Raw genomic sequence first — 24,225 nt, 5'->3', positions numbered from 1 at the left:
CTCAGAAGAGGAAGTTGTCCACGTCGAGATCGGCCGAGTCGATCCCGACGAGGACGAGCCGGCCGCCAAGGCCGTCCTCGATCAGCGTGTCCGCGCCCCTCTCGGTGATCGTCAGGTCGCCGAGGCCGGCGACGCTGTCGTGGCCGCTGAAATCCAGCGTCTCGAAAAGCTGGAAGTCGAGCAGCCGGTCATTGCCGAAGCCGCGCTGGAACACGAACGTGTCCACGCCGAAACTGCCGATCAGCGTATCGGCGCCGCGCCCGCCGTTCAGCCGGTCCGCGCCGCCGCCGCCGTTGAGCAGGTCGTTGTTGCGTCCGCCGAAAAGCGTGTCGTTTCCGGCGCCGCCGATCACCGTGTCGTCATCCCGGTTGCCGCGAAGCAGATCATCCCCGCGGCCGCCATTCAGCACATCCTCGCCGCGGCCGCCGCTCAGCTGGTCGAACCCGCCCTGGCCCAACATCGTGTCGTCACCGGCGCCGCCGAAGATCGTATCCCGGCCCTTGCCGCCGCGGAGATCGTCATCCCCGCCCTCGCCGAAGATCAGGTCGCGCCCTTCCTCGGCAATCACCCGGTCGTTTCCGTCGCCGGCGCGGATCACGTCGTCATCCTCGGTGCCGTCGATGCGCTCGGAGCCGGCGGAGCCGAAGAAGCGGGCGTCCGCCGGTTCGGGAACCTCGACGGAACGCGCCTCGTCGAGCCCGAAGGCCGACTCGTCCGCCACCATCGGCTTGGAGGCGGCGGAGAGGAACTGCCCGAAACCGAAGTCCGGCTCCGCGCCCGTAACTGTGATCGTCAGCGTGTTGACCGTTTCCGCCTGTCCGTCGGACACCGTGAATTCGAACACCAGCACCTCCTCTTCGTCCGCTTCCAGGAAGCCGAACGCGTCGGGGTTAAAGCTTACCGGATCGTCAAAGACAAGGGCGCCGGCAGGCCGGTTGCCAGTGGCCGTGACGACGCCAAGCGTCTCCGCGATCTGGATGAACTGGTCATTGCCGGAGTCGATCTCCCGCAGCCGGATCGCGCCGCCGCCAAAGACGACATGCACCGCGCCGGATGCGAAGCGCGCCCCGTCGAAGAAGCGGGATTCGCCGATCAGAAGATCGAGGAACCCGTCGCCGTTGATGTCGGCGGAAGCGATGCGGTCCGCAAACGTGGCTCCGGTTCCGCTTGTCGTCGTCGAGGGCGTCGCGCGGATCGTGTAGAGTTCGCCGACATCGATGGACTGGTCGCGCGCGCCGTCCACATTGTCCGCCTGGAAGAGCGTCGAGCTGAGGGCGATATGAACCTCGCCGGCATATCCGCCGCCGCCCAACCGGTTGCTGCCGTTGGCGATGGCGAAATCGGTCAGCCCGTCGCCGTCTATATCGCCGAGCGGGACGATCTCCGCCTGAAGCCCGCCTTCGCCGCCCGTGAGGCCCCTGAAGGTAAGCCCGAAACCTTCCTCCGCAGCCCGGAACGGGTCGAGCCGGCCGTCCCTCACGCCGTCCGCATCGTCCAGACCGGCGAGATTGTCGCGCCCGCCGAACAGAACGAAGACATTGAGGCCGTCCCCGTAGCCTTCGCGGTCCGCGACCGCGAAATCCGCGAAGCCGTCCCCGTTGACGTCCCCGATCACCGCAGGCTGGAAGGCCGCGCCGATCAGCGTGAAGCCGCCTGCGGCTCCGATCGTGTTCAGGGATATCTCGCTGTCCCTGCTTCCGTCAGCCTGATCGGCGGCGTCGAGCGCGTCTCTTCCGCCGAAGACGATGAAGCTCGCGCCCGGCCCGTTGAGATCGTAGTTGTAGATCGACGCAGAGATCAGGAAATCGTCGATCCCGTCGCCGTCAATATCGCCGGTCGCGAGGCCGAGATCGCGGAAATTGGCGCCTTCGCCGCCGGTCTCCGGCCCGCCGACGAAGCGATAGGCGCTCCCGTCCGCCGCGCGGAGGAGGTCGTCGACGTCCACATTCCCCGCCGCGTCCGCCGCCCCGGCGAGCGCGCCGCCCGAGACGAAATGGACGAAGGCGTCGTTGCGGTTCAGGCGCTCGGAGCCGATCAGGAGGTCGGCGAGCCCGTCCCCGTTCACATCGCCGACCGGCGCAGCAGGCAGTACGCCTCCGAAGTAGTCGCCGATGGCCCCGAGGGACAGCCGGAACCCCGCTCCGGCGGGGAAAGCCGAGAGATCAAGCGTTCCGCCGAGCGCCTCGATCGCTTCCCTGCCGCCGAAGGTTACGAAGACCGCCCCGCCGTTGTTCGGCCCGGCATAGGTATCCGCGATCAAGAGTTCAGCGAATCCGTCCCCGTTGATGTCGCCCATCGGCCCGGCGCCGAGATAGCGCCCGCCATAGTTCGACGCCGACAAGAGCAGGAGCCCCGTCCCGGCGTCGATCAGCCCGGCGTTCGCCACGGCGTCACGAGCGCCGTCCGCAGTGTCGAGCGTCGCCTGCGCCGGGCTTTCACCGAAGATGATGAAACCGGGTTGCTGCTCCCCTTCGGAAGTAGCTGGCCGGAAGACGACGAAATCGTCGATCCCGTCGCCGTTGATATCCCCGAGCCCTGCCGGGTCGCCGGCATAGCCATAGTCGATATCCCCCTCGAACCGCATCCCTGCGAGCCCTTCGCCCGCGATGGCCGTGAGGCCCGAGACCTGACGGAAATCGGAGATCGTGAGCGTGTCGTTCTCCGCATCCCGCGCGAATTCGAAAAGATCGACCTCGAACTCGCCGTCAAGCTCGCTCGCCTCGATGTTGATCGCCGTCACTTCCGGCGCGTCGTTGACGCCGAAGATAGAGAGCGAGACGAAGCCCTGGATCTCCCCGCCGTTTCCGTCCGAAACCGTATAGAAGAAGAATTCGCCCGTCGCGTCGGAGCCGGTCAGGAAGTCCAGCGCCCCCCTCGGGTCGATGGAGATGTCCCCGTTCTCGGAAACGGTGATCGCGGCGCCGGAGGAGCCGGTGAAGCTGATCCCCCCCGGCGTGACGGCGCGCCCGTCCACAACGGTCACGCGCAGCACGTCGTTCTCATCCGCATCGAGGATCGGGTTGGTCCCGGCGATCATGTTCGCGGTGAAGAGCGTGTCCTCGTCGATGGGCTCGACGAACAGGCCCGGCGTGCCGCCCGACTCGGAGACGGGCGCGTCGTTCACGCCGGTGATGGTGATCCTCACCTCGGCCGTATCGGTCAGCCCCGTCTCGCCGTCGCGAATCTCGTAGAAGATGCTCTCCGTCGCCGTCTCTCCAACGGCGAGGAAATCGAACTCCCCGCTCGGGTCGAAGAGCAGCCTCCCGGCGTCGAACCCGGCCTGCCCGCCGAACTCCTGGCCCGGAACGAGCCGGAGGCCGAACTCGCCGGGAGTGTCATTCGCCAGCACGTCGATGGAGATCGCCGTATCCTCGTCCGTCGTCGCCGCATCGTCATTGGCGACCGGGCCGTCATCCTCGCCGGTGATGGTGATGGTGATCGTCCGCGTGACCCGCTCCGCGCCGGAGACGATGTCGAAGGTCACGTCGAAGATGCCGGACTCGCCGCCGGCGAGGAAATCGAAGTTCGCCGTGTCGACGACGACGGAGCCGCCGCCCACGGCGAAGCTCGATGCGTCCGCCGTGTCGCTCGCCGCGTTGGCGACAATCGAGACGGAGGCCGGGTCCACGGCGGGCGTGTCGTCCTCGTCCGCGTCCGTCGCGGTGACGAAGCTGATGAGGTCGAACTGGACATTGGAGAGGACGCCGACATCGCCTTCCGGAACCGGGTCGGGATCCGTCGCCGCGGAGACGATCAGCGGGTCGTTGACGCCGAGGATCCGGAAGGTCGCCGACGCGGTGAAGCTAGCTCCTGCCGCATCGGAAATCGTGAAGGAGAACACCTCGTCGAGCGTGTCGCCCTCGTCGAGCTCGTCGTAGAAGCCGGCGGCGCCGAGCTGCGCCTCGCCATTGGCCTGCACCGTCAGCGTGGCGCCGGAGCCGAGCGTGAACGAAATCTCGCCCGCGACGAGCGGCTGGCCGTTCACCGCCGTGACGGAAAGCGTGTCCCCAGCATCCGGATCGGTCGCATTTGAGCTTTCGATCAGGAAGCCGAAGCCGATCGCATCCTCCTCCAGCGGACCGAAGAAGACATCCGCGCCCGTCGGCGCGTCGTTCACCCCGGTCACCGTCACGGTGAGAACCGCGCTGTCCTCCGCCCCCGCATCGTCGCGGATCGTGTAGGAGAAGCTCGTCGTCCGCGACTCGCCCGCCGCCAGATCGTCGAACTCCCCGTTCGGGTCGAAGACGGACCCGTCGAAGACGCCCCCCGCGCCGCCCGCCGCGTCGAAGCCGACGAGGCTGAACCCGTCGTCCACATCCTCGTCATTCGCCAGAACGTCGACGGAGACCGCCGTATCCTCGTCCGTCGTCGCCGCATCGTCATTGGCCACCGGCGCGTCGTTCACGCCCGTCACCGTCACGGTGAGAACCGCGCTGTCCTCCGCCCCCGCATCGTCGCGGATCGTGTAGGAGAAGGTCGTCGTCCGCGTCTCGCCCGCCGCCAGATCGTCGAACTCCCCGTTCGGGTCGAAGACCGACCCGTCGAAGCTGCCCCCGGCGCTGCCCGCCGTGTCGAAGCCGGCAAGGCTGAACCCGTCGTCCACGTCGTCGTCATTCGCCAGAACGTCGACGGAGACCGACGTGTCCTCGTCCGTCGTCGCCGCATCGCCATTCGCCACCGGCGCGTCGTTCACGCCCGTCACCGTAACTGTGATCGTCGCCGTGTCCCGCGCTCCTTCAGCATCCTCGATGGTGTAGGAGAAGGTCGTCGTCCGCGACTCGCCCGCCGCCAGATCGTCGAACTCGCCGTTCGGGTCGAAGACGAAGCCCTCGCCGGTCGAAATGCGGCCCCCGGCGCTCCCGGCAGTGTCGATCTCGGCGATGAAGAAGTCGTCTTCCGCATCGAGATCGTTCGCCTCCGGCGCGATCTCGATCCCCGTGTCCTCGTCGGTCGCAAACGCGTCGTCATTGGCGACCGGCGCGTCGTTCACGCCGGTGACGGCGATCGAAAGCGTCACCGTCGCCGTCGTCAGCCCGGCGCCGCTCTGGTCGTCCAGCGTCACGCTGAACGCGTCAGGCGCGCTCGTCTCGCCCGCGAAGAGCGCGTCGAAGGCGCCGACGGGGCTGTATTCGTAGGTGCCGTCCTCGGAGATCGTGAGCGTGGCGCCGGATGCCGTGGTGAAGCTCTGAGTCCCCGTCACGCCGGTGCGCACGCCGCCGATGATGACGTCGAGCACGCGCAGCACGTCGTTCGCGTCGCGGTCCGACGCGCCGGAATCCGCGATGACGTTGCCGGTCAGCGCCGTGTCCTCGTCCGTCTGGTCGGTGATGGAGCCGCCCGTCGGCCGGTCGTTCACGCCGGTGATGGTGATGGTGAAGAGCCCCTCGTCGCTCAGCCCGTTGGAGGAATCGGTCGCGAGATAGCGGATCGTCTCCGTCGCGCTCTCCCCGACGCCGAGGAAGTCATAGGCCCCGGCCGGGTTGAACTGGATGGACTGGTTCGCGAGCACCGTGACCGCGCCGATGAAGGTCTGCCCCGCGGCGAGCGAGGTCGTGAGCGGCCCGCCGCCCGGCGCCGTGTCGTTGTTCAGCACGGCGACGGTGATCTGGCTCTCCTCGTTCACCGTCGCGGAGTCGTTGCCGGCGACCGGCGCCAGAGATCCGTCCGTCACGCCGTCGATGCGGATCGTTGCGGAGGCCGTGAAGCTCGCGCCCGCCTCGTCGGCCACGGTGAAGCTGAACGCCTCCGAAGCGCTCTCGCCGTCGTTCAGCGCCTCGTAGTTGCCGGCGACGGAGAGGCTGAACGTCCCGTCCTCGTTCGCCGTCAGCACGGCGCCCGAGCCGAAGGTCACGCTCACCTGCCCCGCCGTCAGCGCCTGGCCGTTGATCGCCGTCAGGCGCAGCGCATCGCCGTCGTCGAGGTCGGTCGCGGCGGAGGCCGCGAGGAAATCGCCGGAAAGGTCGGTGTCCTCGTCGGTGGAAAAGCTCGCGTCCTCGCCGGTTGGCGCGTCGTTCACGCCCGTCACCGTCACCTCGACGACCGCGACGGAGGCGGCGCCGAAGGCGTCCGTCACCGAATAGGTGAAGAGGTCGATGAAGGTCTCGCCCTCGCGCAGAAAGTCGAGCGCGCCGGAAGGGTCGTAGTTCACCACGCCGCCGCCGAGATCGGTCAGGTTCCCGCGCGTCCCCTCCACGTCGACGCCCACCGCCTGCACGAAATCGACGTCGAAGCCGGGCGAGGAGCCGCCGTTGTCGAGCCCGGTGATCCGCACCGCGACGAGCTGCTCCGTGAAGCCGATGGAGGCGAGGTCGAAGGCCGTCGTCGTGTTGTTGTCCGCCACGCCGATAAAGGTGAAGTTCACCCCGTCCGAACTCACCTCGATGTTCGCGCGCTCGCCGCCCGGCCCGATCTCCCCGATGAAGAGGTCGGCGCCGGCCCCGTCGAAGATCACCTCGTCGATGAAGGCGACGGTGAGAGAGGTTCCCGTCGGGACCGAGACGAAGACGCCGTCGCCGGAGCCGAGCGCCCGGGTCGGGTCACCCGCGCCGTTGTAGTCGAGCACGATGTCGGCGAATCCGAATTCGCCCGTCGTGTCGGGGAAGCCGAAGATCAGCGTCCCGTCGTCGATATCGCTGTCATTCGCCCCGAGGTCGATCTCGATGGCGGTGTCCTCGTCAGTCTCCACCGCGTCGGAGACCGCGACGGGCGCGTCGTTCACGCCGGTGACGGAGATCGTCGCCGAAGCCGTGAAGCTCGCCCCCGCTGCATCCGCGACCGTGAAGCTGAAGGCCTCGGCGGCGCTTTCGCCCTCCGCGAGGCTCTCGTAGTTGCCGGCGGCGGCGAAGGAGAACGTTCCGTCCTCGTTCGCCGTCAGCACCGCGCCGGAGCCGAAGGTCACGCTCACCTGCCCGGCGGTCAGCGCCTGGCCATTGATTGCGGTCAGGCGCAGCGCATCGCCGTTGTCTACATCCGCCGCGCCCGCGGCGGCGAGGAAGTCGCCCGCCAGGTCGGTGTCCTCGTCCGTCGTGAAGGAGGCGTCCCCGCCAGTCGGCGCGTCGTTGAGCCCGCTTACGGTGACGGTCAGCGTCGCCGTCGCCTCCTCTCCCGCCTCGTCGACGATCGTGTAGGAGAACGCCGTCTCCCGCGTCTCGCCAGCGGCGAGGTCGTCGAACTCTCCGTTCGGGTCGAAGACATGGCCGCCGAGATCGCGCTCCGTCAGCACGCCGCCGGCCGAACCCGCCGCATCGATGGCGACCACCGTGAAGTCGTCATCCGCGTCGTCATCGTTCTCGTCGACGAAGACGTCTATCGCCGTGTCCTCGTCCGTCGTCGCTGCGTCATCATTGGCGACGGGCGCATCATTCACGCCGGTGATCGTGAAGTTGTAATTGTCCGTGAACGTCTCGCCGGCGAGATCGGACACGGTGAACGTGAAGCTGTACTGGAAGGCTTCGCCCGCGCGCAGGAAGTCGAAATCGGCGTCGATGACGACGGTTCCGTCCGCGGAGACTTCGAGCGTTGCGCCCTCGTCAAACTCGAAGAGCTCCGTCCCGCCATCGAGCGGGAGGCCCTCGAACTCCAGAACGAACAGCATGTCGTTCGCATCGAAGTCGAAGGCGCCGCTGGCCTCCAGGATGTTCAGCGCTTCGAGCGTGTCCTCGTCCGTCTCGAAGCTGACGTCGAAGCCGAAGGGCGCGTCGTTCTCGCCGGTGATCGTGATGGTGACGGTGTTCACCGTCTCGTCCGTTCCGTCGAAAACGCCGTATTCGATGGCGACCGTCTCCTGCTCCCCTGCGCCGAGATAGGCGAAGAGGGACGGGTCGAATTCCGCGTCGTCGTCGAACGGCGTGAAGGCCCCGGCAGGCGGCTCGCTTGAATCGATGAAGAGGCCGGAGAGAATATCGGCGTCGATCCGCCCGTCGATCTGCCCGTCGAGCGCGTCGAGCGTCGCGAGCTTCGCCCCGGCGTCGGAGATGAGATAGGTCGTTCCGACAGGCTGATTGGACTCGTTCCGGAACCGGGTGTCCGAGATCAGGAGATCGGCCGCCCCGTCCCCGTCGAAATCGCCGGAGGAGACTGCGACGCCGAAGCTGGTGTCGCCCCGCGCCTCGAAGACGTAGCCCGTCGTCCCGTCCACCTCGTCGACGGAGATCGCGCCGTCCTGCACGCTGGCGGCGTCGAGCGCATCGAGCCCGCCGCCGAACAGGAGGAAGACCCGACCGATCGCCTCGCCCGTCTGTTCGTCATAGGAGGGATAGCCGCCGATCAGAAGGTCGGCCAGGCCGTCCCCGTCCACATCGCCCGGCGCGGTAACGGACCGGCCCGAATAGCCGGGGCCTGCGAGGCCGGAGAGCACGAAGCCGTATTCGCCCTGCACCCGGTCGAGATTGATCCGCCCGTCAGCCGCGCCGTCCTCCGCGTCGAGCGCCGAGAGCGAGGCGCGCCCGCCGAACACGATGTAGTTCTCGGGTCCGCCCTCCGTGTAGTGGGCGCCGACGAAGAAATCGGCGAAGCCGTCTCCGTTCACGTCGCCGATCACGGCGAGGACGGAGCCCGCATTCAGGAGAGCGAAGCCGCCGGCGGCGGCGACGGTCGCCTGCGTCAGCGTCGCAACGCCGGCGGTCCCGCCGAACGCGGTCTCCAGCGCGGCGGGGTCGTCGCCGAAGATCAGGTAGGTGACGCCGGTCCCGCTCGCCGCGATCTCGCCCGGCGCGCCGATCAGGATGTCGGCGATCCCGTCGCCGTCGATATCCCCGGCCGCGAGCGCGCCGCCGACGCGGCCGCCGTCAAGATAGAAGCCCTCGTCGTATCCGCTGTAATAGGCCTGCGTCCCGTCCAGCCTCAATCCGCCGGCAGCGACCGCGGCTCCGATGCCGATGCTCGCCGCGCCGCCCGCCGCCGAGACGAGCCCGCCCCCCGAGACGATGAAGGCCGACCCTGCGCCACCCTGCCCGTTCGGGGAAGCCTCCTGCGCCGAAAGGAGAAAATCGGCGATCCCGTCCCCGTCGATATCGCCGAGGCTCCGCGTCGAGACCGTGCGCCCGAGGCCGCCGCCCGCGTCCTCCCCGAGGATGGTGAAGCCGTTCGCCCCGTCGAGCTGCGAGGGCGAGAAGGAGGGGGAGAAGGCGCCGCCGCCGCCAGGCCCGCCGAAGATGACGTGAACGACGCCCTGACCTTCCGAAAGGCGGTTGTCGGAGACGAGGAAATCGTCGAACCCGTCCCCGTTCAGGTCGCCGATCACGGCAGCCTGGGCGCCCAGCGAATAGGTCCCGGTCTCCGGCTCGACGGCGAGAACGCCGGGCAGGCCGGCCTGCGCCAGGTTGATCACGCCGTCATAGGCGCCATCCGCAAGGTCCGCATTGGTCCGGTTCGCCGCGCCGCCAAGGATCACGCGACCGCCCTGGATCGTGGCGCCTTCGTTCAGGAGATAACCGCCCGAGCCCAGGAAGAAATCCCCGAACCCGTCCCCGTTCACGTCGCCGATCGGCGTCGGCTCCAGCCCCGCGAAGCTCGTGAATCCGTCGTAGCGCACCGCCGCCGGGCCAAAGCTCCCGAAGACGTTCGGCCCCTCGATCTGGCCGAAGAAGGAGATGGAGAGCGGGTCGTCTTCCGCGTCGAACGCATTGTCGAGCAGGCCGAGCAACCCCGAAAAGTCGTTCTGTGAGAAAGTGAAGTCGAGCGGCGACAATTCCGGCGAGTCGTTGAGGCCGATGATGTCGATCGTCGCGGTGATCAGCGCCTCTTCACCGGAAAGGTCCGCGATCGTGACGGTGAACTCGTCGCCGATCCGCTCGCCCTCCCGCAGGAAGTCGAACGCGCCCGCGGCGTCGAGCGTGAAGAACCCGTCCTCGTCCACCGTCAGGAAGAGCCCGCTGTCGAGGAAGAAGGGGCCCTGGCCGACCGGCGCGCCGTCCACCGCGATCACGCGGATGCTGTCCCCCTGGTCGGGGTCGAAGGCGCCGGAGAGCGAGAAGAGGTCGTCCTCCACGAAATCGTCCTCGCCGATCTCGAGCGTGAAGGCGCCGCCCTCCGGCGGGTTGTTGTCGAGCGCGACGCCCGTCACCGTCACCGTGATCGTCGCCGTCGCCTCGGCGCCCGCATCGTCCGCAATGGTGTAGGCGAAGGTCGTCGTCCGCGTCGCGCCCGGAGCGAGGTCGAGGAAATCCTCGCCCGGATCGAAGCGGAGCGAGCCCTCGACGTTGCCGAGCGTTCCCCCGGCGCTTCCGTTGGCGTCGAAATCGACGAGGTCGAAGGGGCCGTCCACGTCGAAATCGTTGGCGAGCGGGTCGAAGGTCGACGCCCGGTCGGAGAAGGCGGCCACGGAATCCGCCACGGCCACGGGCGCGTCGTTCACCCCCAGAATCGTGAGCGAAGCGAAGAGTTCTGTCTCCCCCCCGTTTCCGTCCGAGACGGTCACCGTGAAGAACTCGCCCGAAACGCCCTGCGCTGTGAGCGAATCGAACGCCGCGCGCGGGTCGTAGGTGAAGCCGCCATTCGCAGAGACGGCCAGCGTCGCCCCGGTCGAGAGCGTGAAGACACCGGCCCCGCCGACCAGTGGCGCGCCGTCGACGGCGATGATCGTCAGCACGTCCGTGGCGTCCACGTCGGTCACGCCGCCGTCGAGGATGAGATTCCCCGTCAGCGTCTCGTCCTCGGTGAGGTTCTCGGAGAGGAACCCGCCCTGCGGCGCGTCGTTCAGGCCGGTCACCGTTACGGTCAGCGTCCCCGTCGCCTCGGCGCCGAACCCGTCCACGATCGTGTAGGAGAAGGTCGTCGTGCGCGTGTCGCCCGCGCCAAGATCCTCGAATGCGCCGTCGGCGTCGAAGACAAGGTCGCCAGTCTCCTCATCCTCGAACAACACGCCGCCTGCCGAGCCCTCGTCGTCAAAACCGACCAGCGAGATCGAATCGTTCGCATCCGGGTCGAAATCGTTGGCGAGGAGTTCGACGACGACGGCGCCGCCCTCTGTCGCGCCCGCTGAGTCGTCGACCGCGACCGGCGCGTCGTTGAGCCCGGCAATGGTGACGGTCAGGTTCCGCGTCACGAGCCCCCCATTCCCGTCCGAGACGACGAAAGCGAACGTCTCCTGCGCGGTCTCGCCTTCGGAAAGGAAGTCATAGGCCCCGCGCGGGTCGAAGGTGACGACGCCGCCCGCCGCGCCTTCCGCCTCCGCGCCGCTCGGCAGCGGAACGAGCCTCGTCTGGATGTCGAGCGCGAAGCCGGCGAGCGCTCCGAGCACGGGCGTGTCGGACTCATCCGGGTCCGCCGCGCCGGAGAGATCGAGGAGGTTGATCGTGACCGGCGTGTCCTCGTCCGTCGCCGCCTGCGCGTCGTTCGCCGTGGGCGCGTCGTTCGCGCCGGTCACCGTGATGGTCGCGGTCGCGACATTGGAGCCGCCGGGCGTCGTCAGCCGATAGGTGAAGCTGACGGTCGCCGTCTCCCCGACGGCGAGGGACTGGAACTGCGCGCCCGGCGTGAAGACGAAGCTCCCGTCGGTCCGGAGGTCCAGCGCGCCGGCCTCCGGGTCGAAGTCGACGAGGGAGAAGACATCCCCGTCCAGCGCGCCGTCATTCAGGCTCACATCGCCCGTCAGGCTCGTCGCATCCTCGGAGACGGAGAAGGAGTCGGGCCGCGCCGCGCCGCGCGGGGGCGCGTTCGGGTCCGCCGGGGCTCCGTCGATGAAGAGAAGCAGGTTCTCGATCGAGGTCGCACGGAGCCCGAACGTCTCGAAGGCGAACTCGTCGCCCCGCCCCGGGTCCTGCCCGGCGGAGAGCAGCGCGAGATAGGCGGCGATCTCCGCCTGGCGGCTTTCCGAGAAATAGGCGCTTGAGAACCGGAGCACGAGCGTGTCCCGCCCCGCACCGCCGAAGAGCCGGTCCGCGCCGCCGTCGTCGAAATCATAGACAAGGAAATCGTCGCCGAGGCCGCCATAGAGAACGTCGTCGCCCTGCCCGCCGTCCAGCTGGTCCGCTCCGGAGCCGCCCATGATCGTCTCGTTGGCGGCGCCGCCGGTGATCGTGTCATCGCCCAGATCGCCATGAATGACGGGAGAACCGGAACCGCCCGGCGCGCCCGCGCCGCCCGCGACGCTGTCTTCGCCCGGCGTCAGTACGACGACCTGGATATCCGAAAGAGACGCCACCTGATTCCCCCCGGTCAAACGCAGGCCGCCCCACCGCTCAGCCCACCGGTAAATGATTTCTAACGTATTCGCCTAAAAAAACATGCCGAAATGCACCCTGGACGCGAAGGCGGCGCAGTTTTCGCGGTTAATGCGCGCAAGGACGGTCGCGACCGTGCGGTACGTCACAGCGAATGGGCGAGCGAAGGAATTTCGGGAAGCGCGTGAGTTGCGAATCACGTTAACGAATCAGAATTCTGTTCACCATGCTTCCGGCAGCGTGCTACCTGCTGCGGTCGAAGCGTCGAAAACGGGGGCGAAATGGGCGGGCGAATGCCGAAACGGGCGCTGACGATCGCCGCAGTCCTCGCTGTGGCCGGGTTCGCCGGCGCGGCCGCGGCTCAGGAAGGCGATCTCCGTTCGCGGCAGGAGGCGCTTTATGACGCGATCCTCGCGGAGCCGGACAATCTCGAACTGATGTTCGAACACGCGCTGACCTCGGTGGCGCTCCGCGACTACGAGGCGGCGGTGACGACGCTGGAGCGGATGCTGATCTTCAATCCGGAGCTTTCCCGCGCCAAGGTCGAACTCGGCGCCGCCTATTTCCGCCTCGGCGCCTATGAAAACGCCCGCTTTTACTTCGAGGACGTTCTGGCCAACGACTCGCCGCCGCCCGAGGTGGAGCGACGCATCGGCGCCTTCCTCGACGAGATCGAGAAGCGGACGCAGACTTCCGGCTTCTCCGGGATCGTGAGCGCGGGGATCGCCTTCTCGACCAACGCCAATCTCGGGCCGCCGGACGCGAACGTCCTCGTCCTCGGCGCGCCCGCCGTGCTGAACCAGGAATTCGTGGAGGCGGACGATGTCGGCTTCCGCGGCGTCGCGCAGGGCCGGCATTTCTACGATCTCGGGCGACCGAACAACGACGTCTGGCTCACGGACGTCTCGCTCTTCACGCTCAATTATCTCGACGAGTCGCGCGGCGACATCGACAGCGTGGCGCTGCTGACCGGCCCGCGCCTCTCCCTTGGCCCGCAGGCCTTCGGCCCGAAGATCAGGCCGTTCCTTTCCGCGGAGCTGATCACTTCCGGGAACGAGCTTCTGTATTACGGCGTCGGTCTCGGCGCCGACTACACCGATACGGTGAGCGAGGAGATCAACGTCTTCGCAGGCTTCGAGTCGAAATGGCGCGAATACGACGAGCGCGACGAGCTCGACGGGCACAGCCACCGCATCGCCTTCGGCGCCGCCTGGTCGCCGGACGCGAACAGCTCGTTCTCCGCCCTTGTCTTCGCGGAGACGGACCAGGCGCGGCGCGACTTCAACACGAATTACGAGCTCGGCCTCCGCCTCGGCGCGACCCGCCGCTACGACAGCGGGGTGGATTTCACGGACCGGCTCTGGTCCGTCACCGGCTTCGCGACCGTGACCGGCCGCTGGTTCGAGGAGCCGAACACGGCGATCTCCAACAGCACGCGCAGCGATCTCGATCTCCGGGCCGGGATCAGCCATATCTTCCACCTCACCGGCGGCCTCTTCATCCAGGCGGAGGCGGATTATCTCTACCGCGACAGCGACATACCCAATTTCGACATCGAGAATCTCGGCGCCGCCCTTTCGGTCGGCCTGACCTTCTGACCCGGGAGGGACCGACGATGACGACGACGACATCCCGCCTCTTGGCTTCGGTCGCCTCCGCCGCGCTTCTCCTCGGCTCCGCCGGCGGGGCGGCGGCGGAGCGGATCGGCGCCGTCGCCGCCGTCAACAGCGAGGTGATCGGCGAGCCGCCGGCGGCCGACCCGCGCGACCTGATCCTCGGCGACGATCTCGTGCTCGAGGAGCGGATCGAGAGCTCGCCCATCGGCACCGGGCAGTTCCTCTTCCTAGACCAGACCGCGCTGACCGTCGCGCCAAACAGCAACATCGTGCTCGACCGCTACATCTACGACCCTGCGACGCAGACGGGGGAGATGGCCATGTCGATGACGCGCGGCGTCCTGCGCTTCGTCGGCGGCCGCATCTCCAAGACGACGGACGCCGTCATCACCACCCCGACCGCGACGATCGGCATCCGCGGCGGCATCTCCATCATCATCGTGGAGGAGGACGGGACGACGCGGGTGATGCACATCGCCGGCGAATACACCCGCCTCACCTCGCTGACCGGGGAGGAGATCGTCATCTCCCGCTCCAACGGCGTCGCGGAAGTCTCGATCAACGGCCTCGTGAGCTATGTCGGCGTCGCGGACCAGATCCTGATCCGGGAGACGACCATCGCGCTCGTCGGACGCGGCGAGGCGGGGCAGCGCGTGCGCCCGGAGAACCCGGACGTGATCGAGAGCGGGGTTCCCGGCGTCATTTCCGAGGCGAAGGGGGCTGCGACGGACGATTCCGTCTCCACGTCCGGCGAGACGGAGTCGGACTTCGGCGACGACGGACGGAACACAGGACGAACCGATGAAGAAGTGACGACGGCGACGGCTCCGACGCCAGGGCGACCCAATCCGCCGCCGCCCGCCCTCACGCTTATCGAAGGGGCGACCGGCTCCGCGAGCTTCTCGGGCGGCTCCGTTCCCGGTCTCACGAGCGGGGGCGCTGGGGCGGAGTCCTTCGTCCTCACCCAGATTTTCGAAGGCTCCCGCGTAGGCGTGACTGCGGATGGCGAGACCTTCATCATCCCGACGCCGACCACGACCGGTTTCTTCGACTTCGACGCGGCGGACGGCTCCGCGAGCCCGCGCGGAGCCCTGACCGGGCGCGGCTTCTTCAACCGCGCCAACGAGTTCACCTACACCGCGTTCGAGACGGCGGGCGGCCAGGCCGGCGCCTTCGTCTCCGGCATCGTCAGCCCCGCCCTGCCCTCGGCCGCGGCGGGAACGACGGTCGCGCGCCTCTACGCCCTCTCCGACGATCTCCTCTCCGGCGCCGCAGCCGCCTTCACCGACCGGGGCGCGCCCTTCGGCTCCGACGGCCGCGGCGACCTCATCCTCATCGGCAATCCCGGCGGCGCCGCGACGGGCGGCGACGCGAAGGCGCTATACGCCTATCTCGACATCAACGGCGCGGGCGCCGGCCAGACCTCCGGCTTCGGCGTTCTGACCGGCGATGTCGTCGCCGCCGGCAAGGGAACGCCCGATTTCGAGGCGCTCTTCGAAGGCTCGTTCTCTTCCGGCGCCGGCGCGCCGACCCGCCTCTCCACCGCCGTCGCGCCCGTCTCGGACGGCGCGGGCGGAACCGCCTTCGGCGAGGGCGCCCGCTTCCTCGCGCTCACGAGCTTCGCCAACGGCTCCGGCGAGCCCGGACGCGCCTTCGACGCGGATCAGACCCCGACGCTCTTCGGAACGAACAATGTGGCGAACCGCACGGCGGTCGAAACGATCGCGGCGGCGGACCGGGCGACCGCCTCTCAGGCCCGGCCAGGCGGTTTCGCCGCCATCAGCGGCTTCGACCTCGCGAGCGGCGAGACCTATTCCGCGCGCTCCGCCAACAGCAGCGGGGTCATCATGACATTGCTGCCGGAAGAAAATGGCGGCTTCGCAACCTTCCGGCTGGACGACGTCTTCGGCGGCGATTCGCAGAACGACCCGGAGCTCTCCAACCTGCGCGTCCAGTTCGGCTTCGACGACGGCAAGGCGGCGACGCTGGACAATCGCCGCTTCGCCATGCGCGACGCCACGCCCAACGACGCGCTGGAGATCTTCCAGTCCGCCAATTTCGCCGATGTCGAGTTCTCCGGCGCGATGGCCTCGGCGGACCTGACGGGCGACGGCGGCGTCTTCGACGCGGGAACCGACGCAACGCCCGAGCACCTCACATGGGGCTGGTGGGCGGGCGAGCTCCGCGCCGTGGCGAACCAGACCTGCCAGGAATGCGCCCCGCTGGAGACCGACCAGCGCCTCCATCTCGGCGCCTGGATCGCCGGCGACGTGACGGCGAACGCCGCCCTGCCGACCAGCGGCGTCGCGACCTTCGACGGCCACGCCGTGATCTCAGCCGTCGACAACGGCCGCTCCGTGGTGGACGGCGCGCGCTTCGACATGGTGTTCGACTTCGCGGAGGAGGTGGGGACGACGACCTTCACCGGCCTCCTCGGCGCGGACACGACCGTCGCCGTGTCCCGCGGCGAGGGGGGCGGCTTCTCCGGCCTCGGCGACATCACCGTCGGCGGGCGCGACGGCGTGATCGGCGTGGACGGGGCCTTCTTCAACGACCGCGCCGGAAACCCGGCCGCCGCAGCCGGCGGCTCGCTCGGCCTCCGCTCCAACGACGGGACGCTGACCGGCGCCGGAATCTTCGGCGGAGACCGGCGAACCTTCACCCCCGGCGGCTGAGCGGGGCGCTTTTCAGCGACGCTGCGGCGGCGTAAGCTGCCGCAGCAGCATCGAAAGCGCCCCCATGTCCGTCTCCAAGCCGATCCTAGGCCTCGACCATTCGCCGCAACTCGACAAGCCAGACTCCGCCTCGATCGGCGAATGGATCCGCGCCAACCGTATCGACGAGATCGAATGCGTCACGCCCGACCTCGCGGGCATCGCCCGCGGCAAGGTCATGCCCGCCGGCAAGTTCGTCCGCGGGGGGGATGTGCGGCTCCCCGTCTCGATCCTGATCTCGACGATCAACGGCGAATACGCCGACGTGACGCGCAAGGATTTCGACACGGACAGCGACCTCACCCTCGTCCCCGATTTCTCCACAGCCCGCGCCGTCCCCTGGGCGGCGGACCCCTCGCTCGTCATCATCCACGACCTCGTGGACGGCGAGGGCAAACCCTCCGGCGCCGCTCCGCGCGCGGTGCTGAAACGGGTGGTGGACCTCTACGTCTCGAAGGGCCTGAAGCCCGTCGTCGCGCCGGAGATCGAATTCTACCTCACCAAGCAGAATACCGACCCCGACTATCCGCTGGAGCCGCCCGTCGGCCGCTCCGGGCGGCAATCGACCGGCAGCCAGGCCTTCTCCCTCTCGGCCGTCGACGAATACGAGCGGGTGATCGAGCACATTTACGACTATGCGGAGGCGCAGGGGCTGGAGATCGACACGATCATCCAGGAAGCCGGCGCCGCCCAGCTCGAGATCAACCTCGTCCACGGCGACCCGATCGAGCTCGCGGACCAGGTGTTCCTGTTCAAGCGGCTGATCCGCGAGGCCGCCTACAAATGCGGCTGCTACGCCACCTTCATGGCGAAGCCGATGGAGAACCAGCCCGGCAGCGCCATGCATGTCCACATGTCGGTGGTGGAGACGGCGACGGGCCGCAACATCTTTTCCGACGAGGCGGGCGGGCCGACGCCGGCCTTCTTCCACTTCATCGGCGGGCAGCAGCGGCACTTCCCCGCCGCGATGGCGTTAGCCGCGCCCTATGTGAACTCCTACCGGCGCCTCGTCTCCTACCAGTCCGCCCCGGTGAACCTCGAATGGGGGACGGACAACCGCTCCGTCGGCATCCGCACGCCGAAATCCTCGCCCGCCGCGCGCCGGGTGGAGAACCGGGTGATCGGGTCGGACGCGAACCCCTACCTCGCCATCGCCGGCGCCCTCGCCTGCGGCTGGCTCGGCATGGAGGAGAAGGCGGAGCCGCGGCAGGAGGCGACGGGAGACGCCTACCTGATGAACCGCGACCTGCCCGAAAGCCAGCTCGACAGCGTGATCGAACTCGAAAGCTCGAAGCCGCTCGCCTCCGTCCTCGGCGAGGAATTCGTCCGCATCTACTGCGCCGTGAAGCGCGCCGAGCATGCCGAGTTCATGCGCGTGATCAGCCCGTGGGAGCGGGAATTCCTTCTGCTCAACGTCTGATCGCGCGGCTGAAACCTTTTCAGCCCCGCCTGCGTAAGGGAAGCACCATCCCAACGAAGGAGGAGTTCCCATGCCCAGACTGATCGCCGCCGCCGCCGTCCTCGCCCTTTCCGCCGCCGCCGCCCACGCGGACAATCACGCCGGCGTCGTCGCCGCGGACCAGAGCGTCTCGAACGGGATCGTCTCCGCCTCGAAGGTCATGGCGCCGAAGAACGGCTGGCTCGTCGTCCACCGCACCGGGGCGGACATGAAGCCCGGCCCCGTTGTCGGCTACGCCCCGCTTCGCGGCGGGAGCAACGAGGATGTCGCCGCGATCCTGACCGAGCCGGTCGCGCCGGGGGACATGCTGATGCTGATGGTCCATTCCGAGGACGGCGGGATGAAGACGGGCATCTTCGAATACACGCTCGGCGCGAAGGAAGACGGCCCGATCCGCATCGACGACAAGCTGGTGATGACCGTCATCACCGCGAAATGACCTGAACGCGCCTGATGCGGGGCCGCTCCGGGCGGGGCGGCTCCCATCCGGCGTCAGCCGATCTCCCGCAGGATCGCCAGCGCCGCTCCCGCCGGGTCCGGCGCCTCCGTCACCGGGCGGCCGACGACGATATGGTCGGCCCCCGCGGCGAGCGCGGCGGCCGGCGTCGCGATGCGCTTCTGGTCGCCCATCGCCGCGCCCGCGGGCCGCACGCCGGGGCAAACGATCAACCTACCGGCCGCCTCGGGCAGCGCCCGGATCGCCGCCGCTTCGAGCGGGGAGGCGATCACCCCGTCCGCCCCGGCCTCGAACGCGCGGCGAGCCCGCTCCAGCACGATCCCGGGCACGTCGCCCGCGCGGATCATCGCCTCGTCGAGGTCGCCCCGGTCCGACGAGGTGAGGACGGTGACGGCGAGAATCTTCATCCCCGAAGCCCCCCTCCCCCGCGCCGCGGCGCGCACAACGGAAGGATCGCCATGGACGGTGAGGAAATCGAGGTCGAACGCGGCGAGGCCGGAAACCGCCGCCTCCACCGTCGCGCCAATGTCGAAGAGCTTCATGTCGAGGAAAACGCGCTTGCCCCGGCCTTTCAGCTCCATGGCGAGGGCGAGCCCCCCGCCCGTCAGCATGCCGAGCCCGATCTTGTAGAAGGAAACGGCGTCGCCCAGCCGGTCCGCCATCGCCTCGCCTGCGAGGGCGTGCGGCACGTTCGGCGGGTCGAGCGCAACGATGAGGCGGGGGTCGGACATAGGCCGTCATTGGACCGCACCGCCCGTCGCGTCAACAGCGCGCGCGGCGTGCGAATCCGCGCTCGCCCGTTGCGGGCGTCGCCTGTAGTTTCACACGCGAAGCGAAAGGAACAGACGGGCGAAGCCCATGCTGCTGCAAATCCTTCTCTCGATCGGCCTCGGCCTGCCGCTGATCCTTGCCTGGGCGCTCGGCTGGCGCGATCTCGCCCTCGCGCTCTACGTGATCGGTTTCACGGCGAAGGCGGCAGGCGCGCTCACGACGCTGGTGAAGCTCAGTCGCGGCGTCACCTTCGATCCGGATTATCTTGAGGCGTCTTTCGCCATCGCGACCAGCGCGCGGGCGCGCCGGCTGATGATGGCGGATGCCTTGGCCGCGCTTGGCGCGGCGGCCGCCTGGCCCATCCACTCCCTCATCGGCGGGCTGGCCGGAATGACGCTCGCGAACGCAACCGGAGACGCGCCGCTCAGCCGGCTGCAGATCGGCCGCTACATCATGTTCCGCTATCCGCCGGCTCTGCTGTGCCTCGCGGCCTATGTCCTGCAATCGCTCTTCATGCTGTTCCTCATGCCGCCGGGGCAGGAGCCCGGTCTTGCCTACAAGGCCGTGGTCGCGATCCAGATTCTCGGCTTCATCGCCTTCTCGGCGCATTTCTTCGGCCGACGGACCTTTACGAAGAACTTCTCCGCATCGGCGATCGGCCCCCTACTCTTCGCCGCCCTCGCGACCGCGCTCGCCGTGCTGGCCGCAATCACCATCCGGATGCAGTATCGCGCGACATTCGCAGGAGCGGAGCCGGCCTTCGGGGTGGAACCCGCCTTCCAGATGCTGCGGGGAATCCTCGCAAATACGGGGCTTCTCGACATCGGCGAGACCATCAGGGACGCGACGAGCTTCGCGGATTTCCGGAACGAGGTCTCCGGCTATGTCTTGGGCATGGATGCGCTCCGCGCGCTCGACCTCTTTCTCGGGTTCGGCGTCGTCTTCACCTTCACGCGCGGCCTCTGGTCCGCGATCCGGCTCGAAAGGGACGCCGACGACCGCCGCGCCCGGGTCTGGAGCTTCCTCACGGCGGGGCGCGCAAGGGACGCCGCCGCCGAAGCCGAGCGCCAGGGGCGGGACGATGCGGCCTTCACCCTCGCCCTCTGCGCGCTCTTCGAGGCGGACTACGCAACCTTCGCCAGGCGCCTCTCCCTCTCCGGGCCGGATGCAGAGTTCAAGGCCGCCGGAGACGCGCCATGGGTCTGCGAATACACGGTCCTATCACACGCCTATTCCACGAAGCCGCTGCCGCGCGAAGCCGTCAACGCGACGCTCGAAGGCTATTGGCGAAGGCATGCGCGCATCGCGCCGACGCTCGCGCTCGCGGCGAACCTCGCCTCGACCCGGCGGGTGCGGATGCGCGAGGTCGCGTCCGAGCCGGAAAGATACGATTTCATGCGCCTCGTAGCGCAGGCGGCCGACGTGATGGACGCGCGGCTGGAGGATGGCGGCGATCTCGCGAATTCGGTGTTCGAGACCTATGGCCGGGATGCGGTCTCCGTCCTCCTCCTGATGTCCGTCTGGGCGGTGACCGCCGCACAGCTTCCGCGCTTCGCAGAGAAGCGGGAGGCGATCAGGAACATGGCCGACGCCGCGCATGACGCCATCGAGCGCCGCCTCGCGGAGAGCGGAACGGTGGAGCCGATCTCCTTCGCCTTCCTGCCCTTCCTCTACGCGGCGACCGGCGCCTACCGCGCCGCCTTCCACGACGCCCCGGATCGTTTGGAGCGCCTGATACGCCTCTACGAAACCGCGATGGAGGCTGCGGGCACGCCGGTTCCCGCGCTCTATCGCTCGCTCGGCCGGGCCCGCTATCGCTTCGCCTGAAGGCCCTTGCGCCCCCGTTGCAAAAACACCACATGTGCGGAGGCACGCCGTTCCGGGCGCCATACTTTCGCAAGAGCCGGCAAGGAGACGCGCCTTCGGGGCGTCCCGCATCCGGGCCAGGAGGGCACATGAACTTCGAGAAGTTCACCGACCGCGCGCGCGGTTTCGTTCAGGCGGCGCAGACCATCGCGATGCGCGAAGGGCACCAGCGCTTCCTCCCCGAACACCTCCTGAAGGCGATGCTGGACGACAGGGAGGGCGCCGCCTCCGCCCTCATCGCCCGCGCCGGAGGGGACGCCTCAGCCGCCCGCGCCGCGGTGGACGCCGCAGTGGCGAAGCTCCCGAAGGTAAGCGGCGGCGACGGCCAGACCTATCTCGACCAGTCGACCGCCAAACTCCTCCTCGAAGCGGAGAAACTCGCCGAAAAGGCGGGGGACAGCTACGTGCCGGCCGAGCGCATCCTCACCGCCCTCGCCCTCGCGAAGGGCACGGAGGCCGCGAAGGCGCTCGAGGCCGGCGGCGTCACCCCGCAATCCCTCAACGCAGCGATCAACGACATCCGCAAGGGCAGGACGGCGGACAGCGCCGGCGCCGAGGCGAATTTCGACGCCCTGAAGAAATACGCCCGCGACCTCACGGAGGACGCCCGCGAGGGCAAGCTCGACCCCGTGATCGGCCGGGACGAGGAGATCCGCCGCACCATCCAGGTCCTCTCCCGCCGCACGAAGAACAACCCCGTCCTCATCGGCGAGCCCGGCGTGGGCAAGACCGCCATCGCCGAGGGCCTCGCCCTCCGCATCGTCAACGGCGACGTGCCGGAGAGCCTCAGGGACAAGCGCCTCATGGCGCTCGACATGGGCGCCCTCATCGCCGGCGCGAAATACCGCGGCGAGTTCGAGGAGCGGCTGAAGGGCATCCTCACCGAGGTCACCGCCGCCGCCGGCGAGGTCGTCCTCTTCATCGACGAGATGCACACCCTCGTCGGCGCCGGCAAGGCGGAGGGGGCGATGGACGCCTCCAACCTCCTCAAGCCCGCCCTCGCGCGCGGGGAGCTTCACTGCGTCGGCGCCACCACGCTCGACGAATACAGGAAGCACGTGGAGAAGGACGCCGCCCTCGCCCGCCGCTTCCAGCCCGTCTTCGTCAACGAGCCGAGCGTGGAGGACGCGATCTCCATCCTCCGCGGCCTCAAGGAGAAATACGAGCTCCACCACGGCGTCCGCATCACGGACTCGGCCCTCGTCGCCGCCGCGACCCTCTCCCAGCGCTACATTGCGGACCGGTTCCTGCCCGACAAGGCGATCGACCTGATGGACGAGGCCGCCTCCCGCCTCCGCATGGAGGTGGACTCCAAGCCCGAGGAGCTCGACGCGCTCGACCGCGAGATCATGCAGCGGGAGATCGAGGCCGAGGCCCTGAAGAAGGAAACCGACGAAGCCTCGAAGGATCGCCTCGCCGCCCTCGTGAAGGAACTCGCCTCCCTCAAGGAGGAGAGCGCCGCGATGACCGCCCGCTGGCAGACGGAGCGGGACAAGCTGGCCGGCTCCCGCGACCTGCAGGAGCGGCTGGATCGCGCCCGCATCGAGCTCGAAACCGCCAAGCGCCAGGGCGACCTCGCGAAGGCGGGCGAACTCGCCTACGGCGTCATCCCCGAGCTAGAGGCGAAACTCGGCGCGGCGGAGGACACGAGCGACGTGATGGTGGAGGAGGCGGTGACGCCCGAACATGTCGCCGCCGTCGTCAGCCGCTGGACGGGCGTGCCCGTGGACAAGATGCTGGAGGGCGAGCGGGACAAGCTCCTGCGCATGGAGGAGGCGGTCGGCCGCCGCGTCGTCGGCCAGCAGGCCGCCGTCATCGCCGTCTCCAACGCCGTGCGCCGCGCGCGGGCCGGGCTTTCGGACCCGAACCGCCCCATCGGCTCCTTCCTCTTCCTCGGCCCCACCGGCGTCGGCAAGACGGAGCTGACGAAGGCGCTCGCCGCCTTCCTCTTCGATGACGAGCACGCCATGGTCCGCATCGACATGTCGGAATTCATGGAGAAGCACGCCGTCTCCCGCCTCATCGGCGCCCCTCCGGGCTATGTCGGCTATGACGAGGGCGGCGTGCTGACGGAGGCCGTCCGCCGCCGGCCCTATCAGGTCATCCTCTTCGACGAGGTGGAGAAGGCGCACCCGGATGTCTTCAACGTCCTCCTCCAGGCGCTGGATGACGGGCGGCTGACGGACGGCCAGGGGAGGACGGTGGATTTCAGGAACACCCTGATGATCCTCACCTCCAATCTCGGGTCGGACGCGCTCTCGAACCTCCCCGAAGGCGCCTCGGCGCGGCAGGCCGAAGGCCCGGTCATGGCCGCTGTCCGCGCCCATTTCCGCCCGGAATTCCTGAACCGGCTGGACGAGATCGTGCTCTTCGACCGGCTGAGCCGCGCCGACATGACCGGGATCGTGGAGATCCAGCTCGGCCTCCTCGAACGCCGCCTCGCCGCGCGGAAGATCGGCCTTGCGCTCGACGACGCAGCCCGCCGCTGGCTCGGGGACAAGGGTTATGACCCGGTCTATGGCGCGCGCCCCCTCAAGCGCGTGATCCAGAAGGCCCTGCAGGACCCGCTGGCCGAGATGATCCTCTCCGGCGGCGTGAAGGACGGGGAGCGCGTGGAGGTCACCGCCGGCGAGGAGGGCCTCGTCATCGGCGGGGCCATCCGGCCCCTGCCGGGGGCGGAGCCGGAGGAGCGGGCGACGGTGCATTGAGGGGCGACATACCACGAGGAGACAATCGCCGCTTCAAGAGCAATTGTTAACTAGACAAGACCAGAGCATTTTCAGTCTGGTCGGACTACTGGCCTATAATCAAAACGCAGCATCTCGAAAAAGCAGGCCCTATTGGTTGCCATCTTGACTAATATCGTCGAAACGGCAACCGCTCTGGCTTTCCGACAACGAAGCCGGCATAGAGTACATCAACAAGATAAGCTCCTGTCGGATCGTGTCAGAAGCTTATTGCTTGTTTGACACATTTCCAGCGATAGACCTCAAGACACGTATCACATCAGTCACCGCCGAAGAGCGAGTACCATGTAAAGCGCAGCCATCGGAGCGTACAACTCGATCTTATCAGTGAGCAAGCCGCCTGCGGCGTGACAGATCGCAAGCCCAGAATAGATCGCCCGGTGGCACATCAAAATGCCAATTATTTGTAGCGTCCGGATCTTCAGTTTCGCTAC

At 68.3% G+C, this 24,225-nt stretch carries 8 protein-coding genes; 6 read left to right on the top strand and 2 right to left on the bottom strand.

Annotation, left to right across the window (positions count from 1 at the left end):
- Position 1 precedes the first annotated feature (1 nt).
- Positions 2 to 12,142 carry an Ig-like domain-containing protein gene (locus ACE37J_RS02610; RefSeq protein ID WP_409706576.1) on the bottom strand — a complete coding sequence of 4,047 codons (12,141 nt, stop codon included), beginning with the start codon at positions 12,140 to 12,142 and terminating at the stop codon, positions 2 to 4.
- Positions 12,143 to 12,454: 312 nt separating this feature from the next.
- Here ACE37J_RS02610 and ACE37J_RS02605 point away from each other — a divergent pair, with 312 nt between their 5' ends.
- From ACE37J_RS02605 to ACE37J_RS02590, 4 genes are all read left to right on the top strand, one after another.
- Positions 12,455 to 13,759, top strand: a complete 1,305-nt coding sequence (locus tag ACE37J_RS02605; protein ID WP_409706573.1) for a tetratricopeptide repeat protein — start codon at positions 12,455 to 12,457, stop codon at positions 13,757 to 13,759.
- Positions 13,760 to 13,776: 17 nt separating this feature from the next.
- On the top strand, positions 13,777 to 16,452 hold the full coding sequence (locus ACE37J_RS02600; protein ID WP_409706570.1) for a FecR domain-containing protein: 2,676 nt from the start codon (positions 13,777 to 13,779) through the stop codon (positions 16,450 to 16,452).
- Between the two features lie 64 nt (positions 16,453 to 16,516).
- The gene (locus ACE37J_RS02595) at positions 16,517 to 17,911 is read left to right on the top strand and encodes a glutamine synthetase family protein (RefSeq protein ID WP_409706567.1); all 1,395 of its coding nucleotides are present in this window, start codon (positions 16,517 to 16,519) and stop codon (positions 17,909 to 17,911) included.
- Positions 17,912 to 17,981: 70 nt separating this feature from the next.
- Positions 17,982 to 18,389, top strand: a complete 408-nt coding sequence (locus tag ACE37J_RS02590) for a hypothetical protein (RefSeq protein ID WP_409706564.1) — start codon at positions 17,982 to 17,984, stop codon at positions 18,387 to 18,389.
- 53 nt (positions 18,390 to 18,442) lie between these two features.
- Here ACE37J_RS02590 and pyrF read toward each other — a convergent pair whose 3' ends face one another.
- Entirely contained in the window at positions 18,443 to 19,138 is a 696-nt protein-coding gene (gene pyrF, locus ACE37J_RS02585; RefSeq protein ID WP_409706561.1) for an orotidine-5'-phosphate decarboxylase, read from the bottom strand.
- Positions 19,139 to 19,265: 127 nt separating this feature from the next.
- Here pyrF and ACE37J_RS02580 point away from each other — a divergent pair, with 127 nt between their 5' ends.
- The gene (locus ACE37J_RS02580; protein ID WP_409706558.1) at positions 19,266 to 21,005 is read left to right on the top strand and encodes a hypothetical protein; all 1,740 of its coding nucleotides are present in this window, start codon (positions 19,266 to 19,268) and stop codon (positions 21,003 to 21,005) included.
- Positions 21,006 to 21,133: 128 nt separating this feature from the next.
- A complete protein-coding gene (clpB, locus tag ACE37J_RS02575) occupies positions 21,134 to 23,752 on the top strand; it encodes an ATP-dependent chaperone ClpB (RefSeq protein ID WP_409706555.1) in 2,619 nt (872 codons plus the stop codon).
- Positions 23,753 to 24,225: the final 473 nt, after the last annotated feature.

Origin of the sequence: Pikeienuella sp., assembly GCF_046290545.1 — a bacterium.
In the GTDB taxonomy this organism is placed as follows: Bacteria; Pseudomonadota; Alphaproteobacteria; order Rhodobacterales; family Rhodobacteraceae; genus Pikeienuella.
Note: the sequence above shows the minus strand (reverse complement) of the source record. Positions and strands in the feature narration are given on the sequence as shown.